Origin of the sequence: Pseudomonas sp. R3-18-08, from assembly GCF_003852065.1 — a bacterium.
In the GTDB taxonomy this organism is placed as follows: Bacteria; Pseudomonadota; Gammaproteobacteria; order Pseudomonadales; family Pseudomonadaceae; genus Aquipseudomonas.
In genome coordinates this window covers 4715025-4733261 of sequence record NZ_CP027729.1, presented here as the reverse complement: position 1 = coordinate 4733261, position 18237 = coordinate 4715025, and the positions used below count along the sequence as shown (strand labels likewise).

The window sequence follows — 18237 nt, the reverse complement described above, 5'->3', positions numbered from 1 at the left end:
TGAGATTACCGTTGGTCAATCACGTTTCATGGTCAATTTTGACTATTTCCGCTAGACTTCCCGGCCCTGCTAGACGAACCCCATCATGCGCGTTGCTGACTTTACTTTTGAGCTCCCTGATTCGCTGATCGCTCGCCACCCGTTGGCCGAGCGTCGCGCCAGTCGACTGCTGACCCTGGACGGGCCGAGCGGTGCCCTCGAACACCGTCAATTCACTGATTTGCTTGAGCATTTGCGCCCGGGCGATTTGATGGTGTTCAACAATACCCGGGTGATTCCGGCGCGGCTGTTTGGCCAGAAAGCCTCCGGCGGCAAGCTGGAAATTCTGGTGGAGCGGGTCCTGGACAGCCATCGTGTGCTGGCCCATGTGCGCTCCAGCAAGTCGCCGAAACCGGGGTCGAGTATCTTGATCGATGGCGGTGGCGAGGCCGAGATGGTCGCGCGTCATGACGCCTTGTTCGAGCTCAAGTTTGCCGAAGAGGTGTTGCCGCTGCTGGAACGCGTCGGCCATATGCCGTTGCCTCCTTATATAGACCGTCCCGATGAAGACTCGGATCGCGAGCGCTATCAGACGGTGTACTCCCAGCGCCTCGGTGCGGTGGCGGCGCCGACGGCGGGGTTGCACTTCGACCAACCGCTGCTGGATGCGATCGCCGCCAAGGGCGTCGAAAGCGCCTATGTGACCCTGCACGTGGGGGCCGGTACGTTTCAGCCGGTGCGTGTGGAGAACATCGAAGACCACCACATGCACAGCGAGTGGCTGGAAGTCAGCCAGGACGTTGTGGATGCGGTCAATGCGTGCAAAGCGCGCGGTGGGCGTGTGGTGGCCGTGGGCACCACCAGCGTGCGCTCGCTGGAGAGCGCGGCGCGCGATGGCGTGCTCAAGCCGTTCAGCGGCGACACCGATATCTTCATTTATCCAGGCCGGCCGTTCCATGTGGTCGATTGCCTGGTGACCAACTTCCATTTGCCGGAATCCACGCTGTTGATGCTGGTGTCGGCCTTTGCCGGTTACCCGGAAACCATGGCGGCTTATCAAGCGGCCATCGCCAACGAGTACCGCTTTTTCAGCTACGGTGATGCGATGTTTATCACCCGCAACCCGGCGCCGCGCGGTCCTGAGGACAACTTATGAGTCGTATGTCGTTTGAATTATTGGCCACCGACGGTAAAGCTCGTCGTGGTCGTGTGACTTTCCCGCGTGGCACCGTGGAGACCCCGGCGTTCATGCCGGTAGGTACCTACGGCACCGTCAAGGGCATGCTGCCGCGTGACATCGTCGCCACTGGCGCCGAGATCATCCTCGGCAACACCTTTCACCTGTGGCTGCGCCCCGGCACGGAAGTGATCAAGAAGCATGGCGACCTGCATGACTTCATGAAGTGGCAAGGCCCGATCCTCACCGACTCCGGTGGTTTCCAGGTGTTCAGCCTGGGCGCCATGCGCAAGATCAAGGAGGAGGGCGTGACCTTCGCCTCGCCGGTGGACGGTTCCAAGGTGTTCATGGGCCCGGAAGAGTCGATGCAGGTGCAGCGCGACCTGGGCTCCGACATCGTGATGATTTTTGACGAGTGCACGCCGTACCCGGCTGACGAAGACGTCGCGCGTATTTCCATGGAGCTGTCGTTGCGCTGGGCGCAGCGTTCGAAGAATGCCCATGGCGATAACACCGCGGCGTTGTTCGGTATCGTCCAGGGCGGCATGCACGAAAGCTTGCGCAAGCGCTCGCTGGAAGGCCTCGACAAGATCGGCTTTGACGGCCTGGCCATCGGCGGTTTGTCGGTGGGCGAGCCCAAGCATGAAATGATCAAGGTGTTGGATTACCTGCCGGGCCTGATGCCGTCTGACAAACCTCGTTACCTTATGGGCGTTGGCAAACCGGAAGATCTCGTAGAGGGTGTGCGCCGCGGTGTGGACATGTTCGATTGCGTGATGCCAACCCGTAATGCCCGCAATGGGCATCTGTTCATCGATACAGGCGTGCTGAAGATCCGTAACGCGTTCCATCGCCATGATGATTCGCCGCTGGATCCCACCTGTGACTGCTACACCTGCCAGAACTTCTCCCGTGCTTATCTGCACCATCTGGACAAGTGCGGGGAAATGCTGGGTAGCATGTTGAATACCATCCACAATTTGCGTCATTACCAAGTCCTGATGGCTGGTTTGCGCGAGGCTATTCAACAGGGTACATTGGCCGCCTTCGTCGATGCCTTCTATGCCAAGCGCGGGCTCCCTGTGCCGCCCTTGGACTGAGTTTCCCGACCCTAAGATTCACTATTTGCAACTGGAGTGCTAAATGAGCTTTTTTATCTCTAACGCCATGGCTGACGCCGCTGCGCCTGCCGCTGCCGGCCCGATGGGCGGTGGTTTCGAGTGGATTTTCCTGGTCGGTTTCCTGGTCATCTTCTACCTGATGATCTGGCGTCCACAGGCCAAGCGCGCCAAAGAGCAGAAAAACCTGCTGGGCAGCCTGCAGAAAGGCGACGAAGTCGTGACCACTGGCGGTATCGCCGGCAAGATCACCAAGGTTTCCGATGCTTTCGTGGTACTGGAAGTCTCCGACACCGTGGAAATGAAGTTCCAGAAGGGCGCCATCGCCGCCACGCTGCCTAAAGGCACGCTCAAAGCGATCTAAGTAACAACCTTTACCAATCGACGGGGCGCGCAAGGCGCCCCGCGTTATAAGCGGGCGGCGTGATGCTGAACAAATACCCTCTGTGGAAATACGTACTGATCCTGGCGGTGCTGGCGGTCGGTTTTATTTATTCCGCTCCCAATCTCTATCCGGATGACCCGGCGATCCAAATCTCTGGCGCCAGCACTTCGCTGCAGGTCAACCAGGCTGATCTGGAACGCGCGAGCAAAGCGCTCAACGACGCGGGCATCCAGGTTAAAGCGGCAACATTGGCGGCTGGTGCGAAGGGCGGCTTGTTGCGCCTGACCAAGCAAGAAGACCAATTGCCGGCCAAAGACGTCGTGCGCAAGGTCATGGGTGATGACTATGTTGTCGCACTCAACCTGGCACAGACCACGCCACAATGGTTGCGCAGCATTGGCGCGCACCCGATGAAGCTGGGTCTGGACTTGTCCGGTGGTGTGCACTTCCTGCTGGAAGTCGACATGGACAAAGCCCTTGATGCACGCCTGAAAGTTTATGAAGGCGACGTGAAGAGCCTGCTGCGCAAAGAGAAGCTGCGTTATCGCAGCCTGCCGCAGCTCAATGGCGCCATTCAGCTGGGCTTTGCTGACGAAGCATCCCGCGAACAGGCCCGTGCGCTGATCCGCAAGAACTTCAACGATTTCGACATCGTGCCAGCCGACTTGAATGGTCAGGCTGTGCTGCGTCTGGCGATGAGCCCGGCCAAGATCGCGGAAATCCGCGAATACTCCATCAAGCAGAACTTGACCACGGTGCGTAACCGCGTCAACGAGCTGGGTGTGGCCGAGCCGATCGTGCAGCGCCAGGGCGCCAACCGCATCGTGGTTGAATTGCCGGGCGTTCAGGACACCGCTGAAGCCAAGCGTATCCTGGGTAAAACCGCCAACCTGGAATTCCGCCTCGCGGCCGAGCCGGGTGCTTCGCGCGCGACGTCCGAGGAATTCGAATTCCGTGAAGGCAACCGTCCTCCGGCGTTGATCGAGCGTGGCTTGATCATCACCGGTGACCAGGTCACTGACGCCAAGGCTGGTTTCGATTCGCAGCACGGCACCCCTGAAGTGAACATCCGCCTGGATGGTCACGGCGGTGAACTGATGAGCCGCGCCACGCGCAGCAACGTCGGTCGCAGCATGGCGGTGATCTTCATCGAGCAGCGCCCGATCACCACCTACACCAAGCAGATGGTCAACGGCGTCGAGAAAGACGTGCCGGTGCAGACCTTCAAGGAAGAGAAGAAGATCATCAGCCTGGCGACCATCCAGTCGCCGCTGGGTGCGCAATTCCGCATCACTGGCCTGAACGGCCAGGGCGAGTCCTCCGAGCTGGCGCTGCTGCTGCGTGCCGGTGGCCTGGCCGCGCCGATGTACTTCGCTGAAGAGCGCACCATCGGCCCGAGCCTGGGTGCCGACAACATCACCAAGGGTGTCGACGCGGCGCTATGGGGCATGCTGTTCGTGTCGCTGTTCATCATCGCCATCTATCGCTTCTTCGGCGTGATCGCCACCGTCGCGTTGGCGGGCAACATGGTGATGCTGCTGGCGCTGATGTCGCTGCTGGGCGCTACGCTGACCCTGCCGGGTATCGCCGGTATCGTATTGACCATGGGTATGGCGGTTGACGCCAACGTGCTGATCTTCTCGCGGATTCGTGAAGAGATCGCCGCCGGCATGACCGTACAGCGTGCAATCAACGAAGGCTTCGGCCGGGCATTCACCGCGATTCTCGACTCCAACCTGACCACTTTGCTGGTCGGCGGGATTCTCTTTGCCATGGGCACCGGCCCGGTCAAAGGTTTTGCGGTGACCATGTCCCTCGGTATCTTTACCTCGATGTTCACGGCCATCATGGTGACCCGCGCAATGGTCAACCTGATCTTTGGCGGACGTGACTTCAAGAAGTTGTGGATTTAAGGGGCTGCCATGTTACGTACAATCAACTTCATGGGCGTTCGCAACATTGCGTTCGGCGTCACCGTGCTCCTTACCGTTCTGGCGTTGTTCAGCTGGTTCCATAAGGGCCTGAACTACGGCCTGGACTTCACCGGCGGTACGCTCATCGAGCTGACCTACGAGAAGCCGGCCGACGTCACCCTGGTGCGCAACGAGCTGGTCAAGGCCGGCTATCACGAGGCGGTGGTGCAGAGCTTCGGCGCCACTACCGACCTGCTGGTGCGCATGCCTGGCGAAGACCCGCAACTGGGTCACCAGGTAGCCGAGGCCTTGCAGAAGGTCGGTGGCGACAACCCGGCATCGGTCAAGCGCGTTGAGTTCGTCGGCCCGCAAGTGGGTGAAGAACTGCGCGACCAGGGTGGCCTCGGCATGCTGATGGCGCTGGTCGGCATCATGATCTACCTGGCGTTCCGCTTTCAGTGGAAGTTCGGTGTCGGCGCCATTGTGTCGCTGATCCACGACGTGATCGTGACCGTGGGTATCCTGGCCTACTTCCAGATCACCTTCGACCTGACGGTGTTGGCGGCGGTGCTGGCGATCATTGGTTACTCGCTCAACGACACCATCGTGGTATTCGACCGGGTTCGCGAGAACTTTCGCGTACTGCGCAAGGCAACGTTGATCGAGAACATCAACATCTCCACCACCCAGACGCTGCTGCGGACCATGGCCACGTCGATCTCCACCTTGCTGGCGATCGCAGCACTGATGATCTTCGGTGGCGACAACCTGTGGGGCTTCTCCCTGGCACTGTTCATTGGTGTTCTGGCCGGTACCTACTCGTCGATCTACATCGCCAACGTGGTGCTGATCTGGCTGAACCTGAACAGCGAAGACCTGATCCCTCCGACCAGCACTGGCAAGGAGGTCGACGACCGTCCTTGATGGGCGTTTGTTGATCAGCGGTTACAAGAAAGGCGCGAGATTGAACTCGCGCCTTTTTTTTGGCTCCAAGGCTGGGTATAGCGCGGATCTTTCGATCCGTTTGTGATGGTCAGGAGGTTCAACGTGAACAAGTCGTTGCTGGTTGGTGCGGTATTGGGTGCTGTCGGTGTGACTGCCGGGGGTGCTGTTGCCACCTACAGCCTGGTAAAAAGCGGCCCTGAGTATGCGCAAGTGCTGGCGGTGCAGCCGGTAAAAACCCAGATTAAAACCCCGCGTGAGGTCTGCAAGGACGTCACAGTGACCCGGCAGCGTCCGGTGCAGGATCAACATCAAATCGCCGGTACCGTGGTCGGCGCCCTTGCCGGTGGCCTGCTGGGTAACCAGATCGGTGGCGGTAACGGCAAGAAGCTCGCGACCGTAGCGGGTGCGGTCGGTGGTGGTTATGCCGGTAACAAGGTTCAGGAAGGCATGCAGAACCGCGATACCTATACGACTACCCAGACGCGTTGTAACACCGTGAACGACATCAGTGACAAGGTGGTTGGCTACGACGTGCGTTACAACCTGGACGGCAAGGAAGGCACGGTGCGTATGGAGCGTGATCCAGGTGGTCAGATTCCAGTGGACAAAGAAGGTCGCCTGATCCTCGGTCAGAACCAGCAGTAACAGATTTAAAAACTTATAAAGCTCAAAATGTGGGAGGGGGCTTGCTCCCGATAGCGGTGGATCAGCCAGCCAATCAGGTGCTGGCCCACCGCAATCGGGAGCAAGCCCCCTCCCACATTTGGTTGATGGTGTAGCTGACATTTCAGGGCGCAGCAAATCCCAGGCATAAAAAAAGCACCCCTAGGGGTGCTTTTTTGTGCCTGCTCGCTTAGCGCTTCAGCGAAGCCGGCAGGTGCGGCTGGATCGCCGTCAGCACTGCCTTGAAGCATTTGGTGTTGCCGGCAACCACATGGCCTTTCTCAAGGAAGTCATGACCGCCGGTGAAGTCGCTCACCAAGCCGCCCGCTTCCTGGATCAACAGGGCGCCCGCCGCCATGTCCCACTCCGACAGGCCCGACTCCCAGAACGCATCAAAACGACCGGCGGCGACGTAAGCCAGGTCCAGGCTCGCTGCGCCAGCGCGACGGATACCCGCGGTCTGGCCAACCAGGGCGCGGAACATGCCCAGGTAGTTTTCCAGGTTGTCCATTTGATCGTCACGGAACGGGAAGCCAGTACCCAGCAAGGCGCCATCCAGGCTGGTGCGCCCGCTCACGCGCAGGCGACGGCCATTGAGTTGGGCGCCACGGCCACGGCTGGCGGTGAATTCTTCCTGGCGAACCGGGTCGAGAACGACGGCGTGTTCCAGGCGGCCACGGTATTTGCAGGCAATGCTCACGGCAAAATGTGGGATGCCGCGCAGGAAGTTGGTGGTGCCATCCAGTGGGTCGATGATCCACAGGTAGTCTTCGCCTTCACCGCTGCCTTTGTGCAGGCCGGTTTCTTCACCGAGGATGCCGTGGGTAGGGTAGGCCTTGCGCAGGGCGTCGATGATTTTCTGTTCGGCGGCGCGATCCACCTCGGATACATAATCCTTGGCGTCTTTTTCGTCGACCTTGATGGTATCCAGGCGCTCGATAGAGCGGAAGATCAATTCACTGGCGCTGCGGGCGGCGCGCAGCGCGATATTCAGCATGGGCTGCATGGATGTGTCACCTAAGGTTGTTAAAGAAAGCCGGGCATTCTAGCAGAAACTTTCTTCAGGTGAAGGACGACGTTAGCTTTCATGGCATAACCTTGGGCGGTTCTGTAAGATTTGCTCCCCTTTCCCGTGTCCGAGAGCGCCTCCCTTGCTGCAAAACATTCGTGTCGTCCTGGTCAATACCAGTCATCCCGGCAACATCGGCGGGGTGGCGCGAGCCATGAAAAACATGGGGCTGACGCGCCTGGTGCTGGTCGAGCCACGTGTGTTTCCGCACCACGAGGCCGATGCCCGCGCATCCGGCGCCAATGACATCCTGGAAAACGCCCAGGTTGTCGCCACCCTGGAAGATGCCCTGGTCGGCTGCAACCTGGTGCTCGGCACCAGCGCCCGTGATCGTCGCATTCCCTGGCCGCTGCTGGACCCGCGTGAGTGCGGTACCAAAGTGGTGGAAGAGGCGGCGGGCGGTGCAGAAATCGCGTTGGTATTTGGCCGTGAAGACTCCGGCCTGACCAATGAAGAGCTGCAACGATGTCATTACCACGTGCACATTCCATCAGACCCTGAGTTCAGTTCGCTGAACCTCGGCGCGGCGGTGCAGGTGCTGACTTATGAAGTGCGCATGGCCTGGCTCGCGGCTGCCGGTCAGCCCAGCAAGATGGAGAAGGATGAGGTTGCATCGACCAAAAGTGGCGAGCTCGCCACCATGGACGAGCTTGAGCGCTTCTATGAGCACCTGGAGCAAACCCTGGTGGCCATCGAGTTCCTCGATCCTGAAAAACCACGGCACTTGATGGCGCGCCTGCGTCGCCTTTACGGGCGCAGCTCGGTCAGTCGGGCGGAAATGAATATATTGCGTGGCATCCTCACGGAGACCCAGAAAGCGGCCCGTGGTGAGCTCCTTAAGCGGAAGGATTAAAAATGTTCGAGCGTTTGCGAGAAGATATCCAGAGTGTTTTCCACCGTGACCCGGCGGCGCGCAACGCCTTTGAAGTGCTGACCTGCTACCCGGGCATGCACGCGATCTGGATTCACCGTTTGTCCGGCGCCTTGTGGGGCATGGGCTGGAAATGGCTGGCGCGGTTGGTGTCGAACTTCGGGCGCTGGTTGACCGGGATCGAGATTCATCCGGGCGCCAAGGTCGGTCGTCGTTTCTTTATCGACCATGGCATGGGCATCGTGATTGGCGAGACGGCTGAAATTGGCGATGACGTGACCCTCTATCAGGGTGTCACCCTGGGCGGTACCACTTGGAATAAAGGCAAGCGTCACCCGACGCTGGGCGACGGCGTGGTGGTGGGCGCGGGTGCCAAGGTACTCGGCCCGTTCACCGTCGGTGCCGGTGCCAAGGTGGGCTCCAATGCCGTGGTGACCAAGGCAGTGCCGCCCGGTGCCACGGTGGTGGGCATTCCTGGACGGATCATCGTCAAGCCGGAAGTGGGCGACGAGCAGGAGGCCAAGCGTAAGGCCATGGCCGAAAAAATCGGCTTCGATGCCTACGGCGTGAGCGAAGACATGCCCGACCCGGTGGCGCGCGCCATCGGCCAGTTGCTTGACCACCTGCAAGCGGTGGATGGCAAGCTGGACGGGATGTGCGGCGCGCTGAAGGAATTGGGCAGCAGCTACTGCGCAAAAGACCTGCCTGAGCTGCGCGAAGAAGACTTCGCCGAGATCAAGAGCGAAGCGGCCACCAAGGCCAGCTGAAGTCTAAGACCCGCCGCAATAACCCTGTGGGAGGGGGCTTGCTCCCGATAGCAAAGTGTCAGCGACCAGAGTTTTGGCTGATCCACCGCCATCGGGAGCAAGCCCCCTCCCACATTTGATCCTCATTGGTCTGGGAATTTCTGCCAAACCCTGTTCCCGCTGTTCCTCCCCACCCCATCCTGCTATGATTCGCGCGCCCTTTTTACGGGTAATCCTGACTAAAGTACTAGGTCTTATAGTTGACTTAAATACTCGGGAATCGCATACTTGCTCCCATTCTGAAACACCTTGGTACTTGTCCATGAGACTGACTACAAAAGGCCGATACGCGGTGACTGCCATGCTCGACCTGGCTTTGCACGCGCAAACTGGGCCGGTGTCCCTGGCCGATATCTCCGAGCGCCAAGGCATTTCCCTGTCCTACCTCGAGCAACTGTTCGCCAAATTGCGCCGTAGCAACTTGGTTTCCAGCGTGCGGGGGCCAGGTGGTGGCTATCAGTTGTCCCGCGACATGCAGGGCATTCAGGTGGCCCAGGTGATCGACGCGGTCAACGAATCCGTCGATGCCACCAAATGCCAGGGCCTGGGTGACTGCCACGCCGGCGACACCTGCCTCACGCACCACTTGTGGTGTGACTTGAGCCTGCAGATCCATGAGTTTTTGAGTGGTATCAGCTTGGCTGATCTTGTGACTCGCCGTGAGGTGCAAGAAGTAGCCCAGCGTCAGGACCAGCGCCGTTGCAACACCAAGGCGCCGCGTCTGGACAAGATCGAAGCGTCCGCCGTCGAGTGACAGCCGCAGAGCTAACGGCACGCCAGCCAGCCTGATTTAGGAGAAAGTCCATGAAATTGCCGATTTACCTTGATTACTCAGCGACCACCCCGGTTGATCCGCGTGTCGCGCAAAAAATGAGCGAATGCCTGCTGGTTGACGGAAACTTCGGCAACCCGGCCTCCCGTTCCCACGTATTCGGCTGGAAAGCCGAGGAAGCGGTCGAGAACGCTCGTCGCCAGGTCGCCGACCTGGTTGGCGCAGACCCGCGCGAAATCGTCTGGACCTCCGGTGCCACCGAGTCCGACAACCTGGCAATCAAGGGCGCGGCGCATTTTTATGCGACCAAGGGCAAGCACCTGATCACCACCAAGATTGAGCACAAGGCTGTCCTCGACACCATGCGCCAACTGGAGCGTGAAGGTTTTGAGGTCACCTACCTCGAGCCGACCACCGACGGTATCGTCACCCCGGCCATGATCGAAGCCGCGCTGCGTGAAGATACCATCCTGGTTTCGGTGATTCACGTGAACAACGAAATCGGCACCATCAACGACATCGAAGCGATTGGCGAACTGACCCGTTCCAAGGGCATTCTGCTGCACGTCGACGCCGCTCAGTCCACCGGCAAGGTCGACATCGACCTGTCCAAGCTGAAAGTCGACCTGATGTCGTTCTCGGCCCACAAGACCTACGGCCCTAAAGGCATCGGCGCGCTGTACGTGAGCCGCAAGCCACGGGTGCGTATCGAAGCGACCATGCATGGCGGCGGTCACGAGCGCGGCATGCGTTCCGGCACCCTGGCGACCCACCAGATCGTCGGCATGGGCGAAGCCTTCCGCGTCGCCAAGGAAGACATGGCGGCCGAAAACGTGCGCATCAAGGCCCTGAGCGATCGCTTCTACAAGCAGGTCGAGAACCTTGAAGAGCTGTACATCAACGGCAGCATGACCGCCCGCGTACCGCACAACCTGAATTTGAGCTTCAACTACGTCGAAGGCGAGTCGCTGATCATGGCGCTCAAGGACCTGGCGGTTTCGTCCGGTTCGGCCTGCACCTCGGCGTCCCTTGAGCCTTCGTATGTATTGCGCGCCCTGGGCCGCAACGACGAACTGGCACACAGCTCGATCCGCTTTACCTTCGGCCGCTTCACCACTGAAGAGCAAGTCGACTACGCCGCGCAGAAAGTCTGCGAAGCCGTCAACAAGCTGCGCGTTCTGTCGCCGCTGTGGGACATGTACAAAGACGGTGTCGACATTTCCAAGATCGAGTGGGCGGCACACTAAATATAGAAGCCGCCACCCAAGCTCTGTAGGAACGTGGCGGAAAACGCAGGCGTTTCTACAGGGTTCCAGAGCGGCCCTGATGAGTGAGGATTCAGTACCATGGCTTACAGCGAAAAGGTCATCGACCACTACGAAAACCCGCGCAACGTCGGCAAGATGAACGCGGAAGATCCTGATGTCGGCACTGGCATGGTTGGCGCTCCGGCGTGCGGCGATGTGATGCGCCTGCAGATCAAGGTCAACGACGCTGGCGTTATCGAAGACGCCAAGTTCAAGACCTACGGCTGCGGTTCGGCCATCGCCTCCAGCTCCCTGGCGACCGAATGGATGAAAGGCAAGACCCTGGATGAGGCTGTCACCATCAGCAACACCCAGCTGGCCGAAGAACTGGCCCTGCCGCCGGTGAAAATTCACTGCTCGGTACTCGCCGAAGACGCCATCAAGGCGGCCGTTCGCGACTACAAGCAGAAGAAAGGCTTGATCTAAGTATTTGGCGACGAGTAAGGAGTCAACGATGGCTATCAGCATGACAGAAGCGGCTGCGCAGCACATTCGCCGCTCCCTGAATGGGCGCGGTAAAGGTGAGGGGATTCGTCTGGGTGTTCGCACCACGGGCTGTTCCGGCCTTGCCTACGTGCTGGAGTTTGTCGACGAGGTGGTTGAAGAGGATCAGGTGTTCGAAAGTCACGGCGAGAAAGTGATCATCGACCCAAAGAGCCTGACCTACCTGGACGGCACCGAGCTCGATTTCGTCAAGGAAGGGTTGAACGAAGGCTTCAAGTTCAACAACCCCAACGTACGCGGTGAATGTGGCTGCGGCGAAAGCTTCAACATCTGAGGCTTCTTGTGGGTACTCCTTGTCATTTCGCTTTATTCGAGTTGCAACCGAGCTTTCGGCTGGACCTCGAGCAGCTTGCCACGCGCTATCGAGAATTGGCGCGTGGCGTGCATCCGGACCGTTTCGCTGACGCTTCCGAGCGTGAGCAACGCCTGGCGCTGGAGCAATCGGCCAGCCTCAACGAAGCCTATCAGACGCTGAAAAGCCCCCCAAGCGCGCGCGTTATTTGCTTGCGATGAAGGGCGGTGAGTTGCCGATGGAAGTCACCGTGCATGACCCGGACTTCCTGATGCAGCAGATGCAGTGGCGCGAAGAACTTGAAGAGTTGCAGGACGAAGCCGATGTGGCTGGAGTCGCGGTCTTCAAGCGGCGTCTGAAAACCGCCCAGGATGAGCTCAACGAAAGCTTCGCAGCCTGTTGGGATGATGCGGCGCAACGCGAGCAGGCCGAGCGCCTGATGCGGCGCATGCAGTTCCTCGACAAGCTCACCTACGAAGTGCGCCAGCTAGAAGAGCGCCTCGACGATTAACCCAGTGCTGCCCGTGATGCACGCCTGATAGACAGATAAGACCTGATTACCATGGCTCTACTGCAAATCGCCGAACCCGGCCAAAGCCCTCAACCGCACCAGCGTCGCCTGGCGGTCGGGATTGACCTGGGCACCACCAATTCCCTGGTCGCTGCCTTGCGCAGCGGCCTGTCCGAGCCACTGCCCGATGCCGATGGCCAGGTGATCCTGCCATCCGCCGTGCGTTATCACGCCGACCGCATCGAAGTGGGCGAGTCGGCCAAGCTGGCAGCGTCTACCGACCCCTTGAACACCGTGTTGTCGGTCAAGCGCTTGATGGGTCGTGGGTTGTCCGACGTCAAGCAATTGGGCGATCAGCTGCCGTACCGCTTTGTCGGCGGCGAATCCCATATGCCGTTCATCGACACCGTCCAAGGCCCGAAAAGCCCGGTGGAAGTGTCTGCCGATATTCTCAAGGTGCTGCGCCAGCGTGCGGAAACCACCTTGGGCGGCGAACTGGTCGGTGCGGTGATCACCGTCCCGGCGTATTTCGATGACGCGCAGCGCCAAGCCACCAAGGACGCGGCGAAACTCGCCGGTCTGAACGTGCTGCGCCTGCTCAATGAGCCGACTGCGGCTGCCGTGGCTTATGGCCTGGATCAGCATGCTGAAGGCCTGGTCGCGATTTACGACCTGGGCGGCGGCACCTTTGATATTTCAATCCTGCGCCTGACCGGCGGCGTCTTTGAAGTGCTGGCCACCGGCGGCGACAGCGCCCTCGGCGGTGACGACTTTGATCACGCCATCGCGAGCTGGATCATCAGCAGTGCGGGCTTGTCTGCCGACCTGGACCCGGGTGCACAGCGCAGCCTGCTGCAAACCGCCTGCGCCGCCAAGGAAGCGCTGACGGATGCTGCAACTGTTGAAGTTTCCTACGGCACCTGGTCGGCCCAGCTGACGCGCGAAGCCTTCGATGCGTTGATCGAACCCATGGTCGCCCGCAGCCTGAAAGCCTGCCGCCGCGCGGTGCGAGACTCCGGTATCGAACTGGAAGACGTCGGTGCCGTGGTCATGGTGGGCGGCTCCACCCGTGTTCCGCGCGTGCGTGAAGCCGTCGCCCAAGCCTTTGGCCGCCAGCCGTTGACTGAAATTGACCCGGACCAAGTCGTCGCCATTGGCGCCGCGATCCAGGCCGATACCCTGGCCGGCAATAAGCGCGATGGTGGCGAACTGCTGCTGCTTGATGTGATTCCGTTGTCCCTGGGCCTGGAAACCATGGGCGGCCTGATGGAAAAGGTGATTCCACGCAACACCACCATTCCCGTCGCCCGCGCCCAGGACTTCACCACCTACAAAGATGGCCAGACGGCCATGATGATCCATGTGCTGCAAGGCGAGCGCGAGCTGATCAGCGACTGCCGCTCCCTGGCGCGTTTTGAATTGCGCGGTATCCCGGCCATGGTTGCGGGCGCGGCGAAGATTCGCGTGACCTTCCAGGTGGACGCCGACGGCCTGCTCAGCGTGGCTGCGCGCGAATTGGCCTCAGGCGTTGAAGCCAGCATCCAGGTCAAGCCTTCCTACGGGCTGACTGACGGCGAAATCGCCAAGATGCTCAAGGATTCGTTCCAATATGCCAGCGACGACAAGGTCGCCCGCGTGTTGCGTGAGCAGCAAGTCGACGCCCAGCGCCTGCTCGAAGCGGTGCAGGGCGCCCTTGAGGCTGACGGCGAGCGCCTGTTGGATAGCGAGGAGCGCATGGTCATCGACCTGCAGATGCAGGAACTGGCCGAACTCATGAAAGGCACCGATGGTTATGCCATCGAGCAGCAGACCAAGCGTCTGTCGCAAGTGACCGATGCCTTTGCCGCCCGTCGTATGGACCAGTCGGTAAAAGCCGCCCTGGCGGGCCGCAACCTGAATGAACTTGAGGATTAACTGATGCCGCAGATCATTTTTCTGCCACACGCCGAGCATTGCCCGGATGGTATGGTCGTGGAGGCTGAGACCGGCAAGTCCATCCTTGAAGTCGCCCACGACAACCATATTGAGATCGAAAGCGCCTGCGGCGGTGTGTGTGCCTGCACCACCTGCCACTGCATCATCCGCGAAGGCTTCAACAGCCTGGAAGAGGCCGATGAGCTGGAAGAGGACTTCCTTGACCGCGCCTGGGGCCTGGAAGCGACTTCTCGCCTGAGCTGTCAGGCCAAGGTCGGCACTGAAGACATCACTGTCGAAATTCCGAAGTATTCGCTCAACCATGCGGCCGAAGCGCCGCATTGATTCAAGGAAATGTCATGAGCCTGAAATGGGTTGATGTACAAGAAATCGCTATACAACTTGCTGAAGCTCATCCTGAGGTCAATCCTCTGACAGTGAACTTCGTCAAGCTGCGCAACCTCGTGATGGCGCTGCCGGAATTCGACGACATCCCGGACCGGGGTGGCGAAAAGGTTCTGGAGGCGATTCAGGCTCTGTGGATCGAAGAAGCAGACGACTGAGCCGCCTTTTTACGCAGTTAGGCAATACCCAATAACCCGCGTATAATTCGCGGGTTTAATTTTTCGTAAATTACCGTTTCTGGAGTTACACCATGGCTGTTCAACGTACTTTCTCCATCATCAAGCCTGACGCTGTTGCAAAAAACGTCATCGGCGAGATCACCACTCGTTTCGAAAAAGCCGGCCTGAAGGTTGTAGCTTCGAAACTCAAGCAACTGTCCAAGGCTGAAGCTGAAGGCTTCTACGCTGAGCACAGCGCTCGTGGCTTCTTCGGCGACCTGGTTGCCTTCATGATCTCCGGTCCTGTTGTTGTTCAGGTTCTGGAAGGCGAAAACGCTATCGCTCTGAACCGTGAGCTGATGGGCGCTACCAACCCTAAAGAAGCTGCTGCCGGCACCATCCGTGCTGACTTCGCTGAATCCATCGACGCCAACGCTGTACACGGTTCGGACTCCGAAGCCGCTGCTGCTCGCGAAATCTCGTACTTCTTCGCAGCTACCGAAGTAACCGCTCGCTAAGCATCGGCTTAAAGAGTGAGGGTGAATCCATGACGACATCGACTGTTAAAACCAACCTGCTGGGTCTGACTCAGCCGGAAATGGAGAAATTCTTCGACTCAATCGGGGAGAAGCGTTTCCGTGCCGGTCAGGTAATGAAGTGGATTCACCACTTTGGCGTCGATGATTTCGACGCCATGACGAACGTCAGCAAGGCCTTGCGCGACAAGCTCAAGAACATTGCTGAGGTGCGTGGTCCTGAAGTAGTCAGCGAAGACATCTCCACCGATGGCACCCGTAAGTGGGTGGTGCGCGTGGCGTCCGGCAGCTGCGTCGAGACCGTATACATTCCCCAGGGCAAGCGCGGCACCTTATGCGTTTCGTCCCAGGCAGGCTGTGCCCTGGACTGCAGTTTCTGCTCCACCGGCAAGCAAGGCTTCAATAGCAACCTCACCGCCGCCGAAGTCATCGGCCAGGTGTGGATTGCCAACAAATCGTTTGGCAGCGTCCCGGCGACCGTCGACCGTGCAATCACCAACGTGGTGATGATGGGCATGGGTGAGCCGCTGCTGAACTTCGACAACGTGATTGCGGCCATGCACCTGATGATGGACGACCTGGGCTACGGCATTTCCAAGCGCCGTGTGACCCTGTCGACCTCCGGCGTGGTACCGATGATCGATGAGCTGGCCAAGCACATCGACGTTTCCCTGGCGTTGTCGCTGCACGCACCGAATGACGCATTGCGTAACCAATTGGTGCCGATCAACAAGAAGTATCCGCTTAAGATGCTGCTCGAATCTTGCCAGCGCTACATGGCGACTTTGGGCGAGAAGCGTGTGCTGACCATTGAGTACACCATGCTCAAGGACATCAACGACAAGGTCGAGCACGCGGTCGAGATGATCGAGCTGCTCAAGAACACCCCGTGCAAGATCAACCTGATTCCGTTCAACCCGTTTCCCCATTCTGGCTACGAGCGGCCGAGCAACAACGCCATCCGCCGTTTCCAGGATCAACTGCACCAGGCCGGCTACAACGTCACCGTTCGCACGACTCGCGGTGAAGACATCGACGCCGCCTGTGGCCAATTGGTAGGGCAGGTGCTGGATCGCACCCGTCGCAGTGAGCGCTACATCGCCGTGCGGGAATTGAGCGCTGCCGACGATGCACCGCAAAGCGCTGCAAATCGAAACTGAGAGAGGACCTCTATGCCCTTGCGCCTTGCGCTGCTGTTGCTTGTTACCGGTCTCGCGACCGGTTGTGTTTCATCGGGCCATGACAGCCCTTTGCAAACCGGCAAGGGCCGTGACGCGGCGCGAGTGGCCTATGTGCAACTGGGCTTGGGCTATCTGCAACAAGGCATGAACGAGCAGGCCAAGGTGCCCTTGAAAAAGGCCCTTGAGCTGGATGCCGACGATGCTGATGCCAATGCCGCGCTGGCGCTGGTGTTCAAGGCTCAGGCCGAGCCCGAGTTGGCCGATCAGTATTTCACCAAGGCGCTGGCTTCCCGTCCTGGCGACGCCCGGTTGCTGAACAACTACGGCAGTTTCCTGTTCGAGCAGAAGCGTTATGAGCAGGCAGCCGTTTATTTCCGGCAGGCCAGTACCGATACCCTTTATCCTGAGCGTTCGCGTGTGTTCGAGAACCTTGGGGTGACGTCGGTACACCTTGGCCAGCGCGAGCTTGCGCGCCAGCAACTGGAAAAAGCCCTGCTCCTGAACGCTCGCCAGCCACGCGCTTTGCTTGAAATGGCTGAGTTGTCTTACGAAGACAGGCATTATGTGCCGGCACGCGACTATTACGAGCGTTTCAGCCGGCTCAGCGGGCACAATGCACGTAGTCTGTTGCTCGGTGTGCGCCTGGCGACGGTTCATGAAGAACGCGACACGGCCGCACGTTTTGGCCAGCAACTCGAACGACTCTATCCCGGTACGCCGGAATATCAGCAATACCTGTCGGAGCAATGATGAAAGCCGCGCACCCGGAAGTTGTAGCAGCTAATCGCGTCAACCCAGGCGAGACCTTGCGTCAGGCCCGCGAAAGCAATGGTTGGTCGCTGGCGGAAGTGGCCCTCAAGCTCAATTTGACCAGCACCTCCCTGGCCAACCTGGAGGCTGGCGCGTTCGACAAACTGCCTGGGCACACGTTTGCCCGCGGCTATATCCGCGCCTATGCCAAATTGCTGGGCATCGATCAGACCGCGTTGGTCCAGGCGTTCGACCAGTACACCGGCACCGACTCCCAGGGCAGTAATGTCCATGGCCTCGGGCGTATCGAAGAGCCCACTCGGGTTTCCCACACGATTTTGCGCATCGTCAGCCTGTTGCTGTTGATTGCGGTGATCGGCGGTGGTTTCGTCTGGTGGCAAGACCAGGCCTCCCAGCGCAATAAAGACCTGACCAGCAACGCTCTGGAACACGTCGAAGTCGAAAGCGCCGACGGCACCACCCAGATTCATCCGCTGGATGAGCCGGAAGACCAGGCGGTTGCCGAATCACAAGCCGCCCCAGAAGCGCCTGCCCCCGTCGAACAGCCGGCTCCAGACGCCGCCAGCGCACCTGCTGCCACTGCGGCCGTACCCGCTCCGGCCCCGGCAGCGCCTGTCGCCCAGGCCCCTGCAGCAGCCGCTCCGGCACAGGCGCCAGCGCCGGCCGCACCGGCTGCGCCCGCCATTTCGCCGCCCACCACCCCTGCGTTGATCGCCGGTGACGGGCGCGTACAGATCACCTTCGTTGCCGACTGCTGGACGCAAGTCACCGATGGCAACGGCAAAGTGCTCTTTAGCGGCCTCAAGCGTAAGGGAGATACGCTTGACCAGGGCGGCAAGCTTCCTCTGACGCTGCGTCTGGGCTTCGCCCGTGGCGCGCAAGTGGCCTACAACGGCCAGCCTGTGGACGTAGCGCCGTTCACCAGTGGCGAGACAGCTCGCCTCAAGTTGGGACAATAGT

At 59.7% G+C, this 18237-nt stretch carries 20 protein-coding genes and 1 pseudogene; 20 read left to right on the top strand and 1 reads right to left on the bottom strand.

All coding sequences use genetic code 11. The features are described 5' to 3' along the window. The first annotated feature begins 85 nt into the window (after window positions 1-85). The 6 genes from queA (at window position 86) to C4J92_RS21655 (ending at window position 6162) form a co-directional block, all read left to right on the top strand. Complete coding sequence (gene queA, locus C4J92_RS21680; protein ID WP_124405207.1) at window positions 86-1135, top strand: tRNA preQ1(34) S-adenosylmethionine ribosyltransferase-isomerase QueA; 1050 nt, start codon at window positions 86-88, stop codon at window positions 1133-1135. A 5-nt stretch (window positions 1136-1140) separates the two neighbouring features. Further along, window positions 1141-2256, top strand: coding sequence for a tRNA guanosine(34) transglycosylase Tgt (gene tgt, locus C4J92_RS21675; protein ID WP_164485297.1), 1116 nt, complete (start codon window positions 1141-1143; stop codon window positions 2254-2256). Between the two features lie 43 nt (window positions 2257-2299). Then, complete coding sequence (gene yajC / locus C4J92_RS21670; RefSeq protein WP_003175975.1) at window positions 2300-2638, top strand: preprotein translocase subunit YajC; 339 nt, start codon at window positions 2300-2302, stop codon at window positions 2636-2638. A gap of 62 nt (window positions 2639-2700) precedes the next feature. Next, the gene (secD, locus tag C4J92_RS21665; RefSeq protein ID WP_124405206.1) at window positions 2701-4572 is read left to right on the top strand and encodes a protein translocase subunit SecD; all 1872 of its coding nucleotides are present in this window, start codon (window positions 2701-2703) and stop codon (window positions 4570-4572) included. A 9-nt stretch (window positions 4573-4581) separates the two neighbouring features. After that, the gene (gene secF / locus C4J92_RS21660) at window positions 4582-5496 is read left to right on the top strand and encodes a protein translocase subunit SecF (protein ID WP_124405205.1); all 915 of its coding nucleotides are present in this window, start codon (window positions 4582-4584) and stop codon (window positions 5494-5496) included. A 123-nt stretch (window positions 5497-5619) separates the two neighbouring features. Beyond that, on the top strand, window positions 5620-6162 hold the full coding sequence (locus C4J92_RS21655; RefSeq protein ID WP_005791197.1) for a glycine zipper 2TM domain-containing protein: 543 nt from the start codon (window positions 5620-5622) through the stop codon (window positions 6160-6162). A 208-nt stretch (window positions 6163-6370) separates the two neighbouring features. Here C4J92_RS21655 and suhB read toward each other — a convergent pair whose 3' ends face one another. Next, window positions 6371-7186, bottom strand: a complete 816-nt coding sequence (gene suhB / locus C4J92_RS21650; RefSeq protein ID WP_003175971.1) for an inositol-phosphate phosphatase — start codon at window positions 7184-7186, stop codon at window positions 6371-6373. Window positions 7187-7331: 145 nt separating this feature from the next. Between suhB and trmJ the strand changes: the two genes are divergently transcribed. From trmJ to C4J92_RS21580, 14 genes and pseudogenes are all read left to right on the top strand, one after another. Beyond that, complete coding sequence (gene trmJ, locus C4J92_RS21645) at window positions 7332-8102, top strand: tRNA (cytosine(32)/uridine(32)-2'-O)-methyltransferase TrmJ (RefSeq protein WP_124364301.1); 771 nt, start codon at window positions 7332-7334, stop codon at window positions 8100-8102. Between the two features lie 2 nt (window positions 8103-8104). Continuing rightward, complete coding sequence (cysE, locus tag C4J92_RS21640; RefSeq protein ID WP_124371767.1) at window positions 8105-8887, top strand: serine O-acetyltransferase; 783 nt, start codon at window positions 8105-8107, stop codon at window positions 8885-8887. A gap of 301 nt (window positions 8888-9188) precedes the next feature. Then, window positions 9189-9680: a Fe-S cluster assembly transcriptional regulator IscR gene (iscR, locus tag C4J92_RS21635; RefSeq protein WP_003194020.1), complete on the top strand. Its 492-nt coding sequence runs from the start codon at window positions 9189-9191 to the stop codon at window positions 9678-9680. 50 nt (window positions 9681-9730) lie between these two features. Next, window positions 9731-10945 (top strand): IscS subfamily cysteine desulfurase, encoded by a 1215-nt coding sequence (locus tag C4J92_RS21630; RefSeq protein ID WP_057723964.1) that lies wholly within the window; start codon window positions 9731-9733, stop codon window positions 10943-10945. Window positions 10946-11044: 99 nt separating this feature from the next. Next, the gene (gene iscU, locus C4J92_RS21625) at window positions 11045-11431 is read left to right on the top strand and encodes a Fe-S cluster assembly scaffold IscU (protein ID WP_003175965.1); all 387 of its coding nucleotides are present in this window, start codon (window positions 11045-11047) and stop codon (window positions 11429-11431) included. A 28-nt stretch (window positions 11432-11459) separates the two neighbouring features. Further along, window positions 11460-11783: an iron-sulfur cluster assembly protein IscA gene (gene iscA, locus C4J92_RS21620; protein WP_003209680.1), complete on the top strand. Its 324-nt coding sequence runs from the start codon at window positions 11460-11462 to the stop codon at window positions 11781-11783. An 8-nt stretch (window positions 11784-11791) separates the two neighbouring features. Next, window positions 11792-12312, top strand: a pseudogene (hscB, locus tag C4J92_RS21615) (co-chaperone HscB). Between the two features lie 51 nt (window positions 12313-12363). Next, complete coding sequence (gene hscA, locus C4J92_RS21610; protein WP_124405204.1) at window positions 12364-14226, top strand: Fe-S protein assembly chaperone HscA; 1863 nt, start codon at window positions 12364-12366, stop codon at window positions 14224-14226. 3 nt (window positions 14227-14229) lie between these two features. Then, window positions 14230-14571, top strand: coding sequence for an ISC system 2Fe-2S type ferredoxin (fdx, locus tag C4J92_RS21605; protein ID WP_057723961.1), 342 nt, complete (start codon window positions 14230-14232; stop codon window positions 14569-14571). 14 nt (window positions 14572-14585) lie between these two features. Continuing rightward, entirely contained in the window at window positions 14586-14789 is a 204-nt protein-coding gene (gene iscX / locus C4J92_RS21600; protein ID WP_124405203.1) for a Fe-S cluster assembly protein IscX, read from the top strand. Window positions 14790-14881: 92 nt separating this feature from the next. Beyond that, window positions 14882-15307 (top strand): nucleoside-diphosphate kinase, encoded by a 426-nt coding sequence (gene ndk / locus C4J92_RS21595; protein ID WP_003175956.1) that lies wholly within the window; start codon window positions 14882-14884, stop codon window positions 15305-15307. Window positions 15308-15336: 29 nt separating this feature from the next. Then, window positions 15337-16485, top strand: a complete 1149-nt coding sequence (gene rlmN, locus C4J92_RS21590) for a 23S rRNA (adenine(2503)-C(2))-methyltransferase RlmN (protein WP_124405202.1) — start codon at window positions 15337-15339, stop codon at window positions 16483-16485. Between the two features lie 12 nt (window positions 16486-16497). Further along, a complete protein-coding gene (gene pilW, locus C4J92_RS21585) occupies window positions 16498-17256 on the top strand; it encodes a type IV pilus biogenesis/stability protein PilW (protein WP_124405201.1) in 759 nt (252 codons plus the stop codon). Continuing rightward, window positions 17256-18236, top strand: coding sequence for a RodZ family helix-turn-helix domain-containing protein (locus C4J92_RS21580; protein WP_124405200.1), 981 nt, complete (start codon window positions 17256-17258; stop codon window positions 18234-18236). The genes pilW and C4J92_RS21580 overlap by 1 nt, the downstream gene beginning before the upstream one ends. Window position 18237 lies beyond the last annotated feature (1 nt).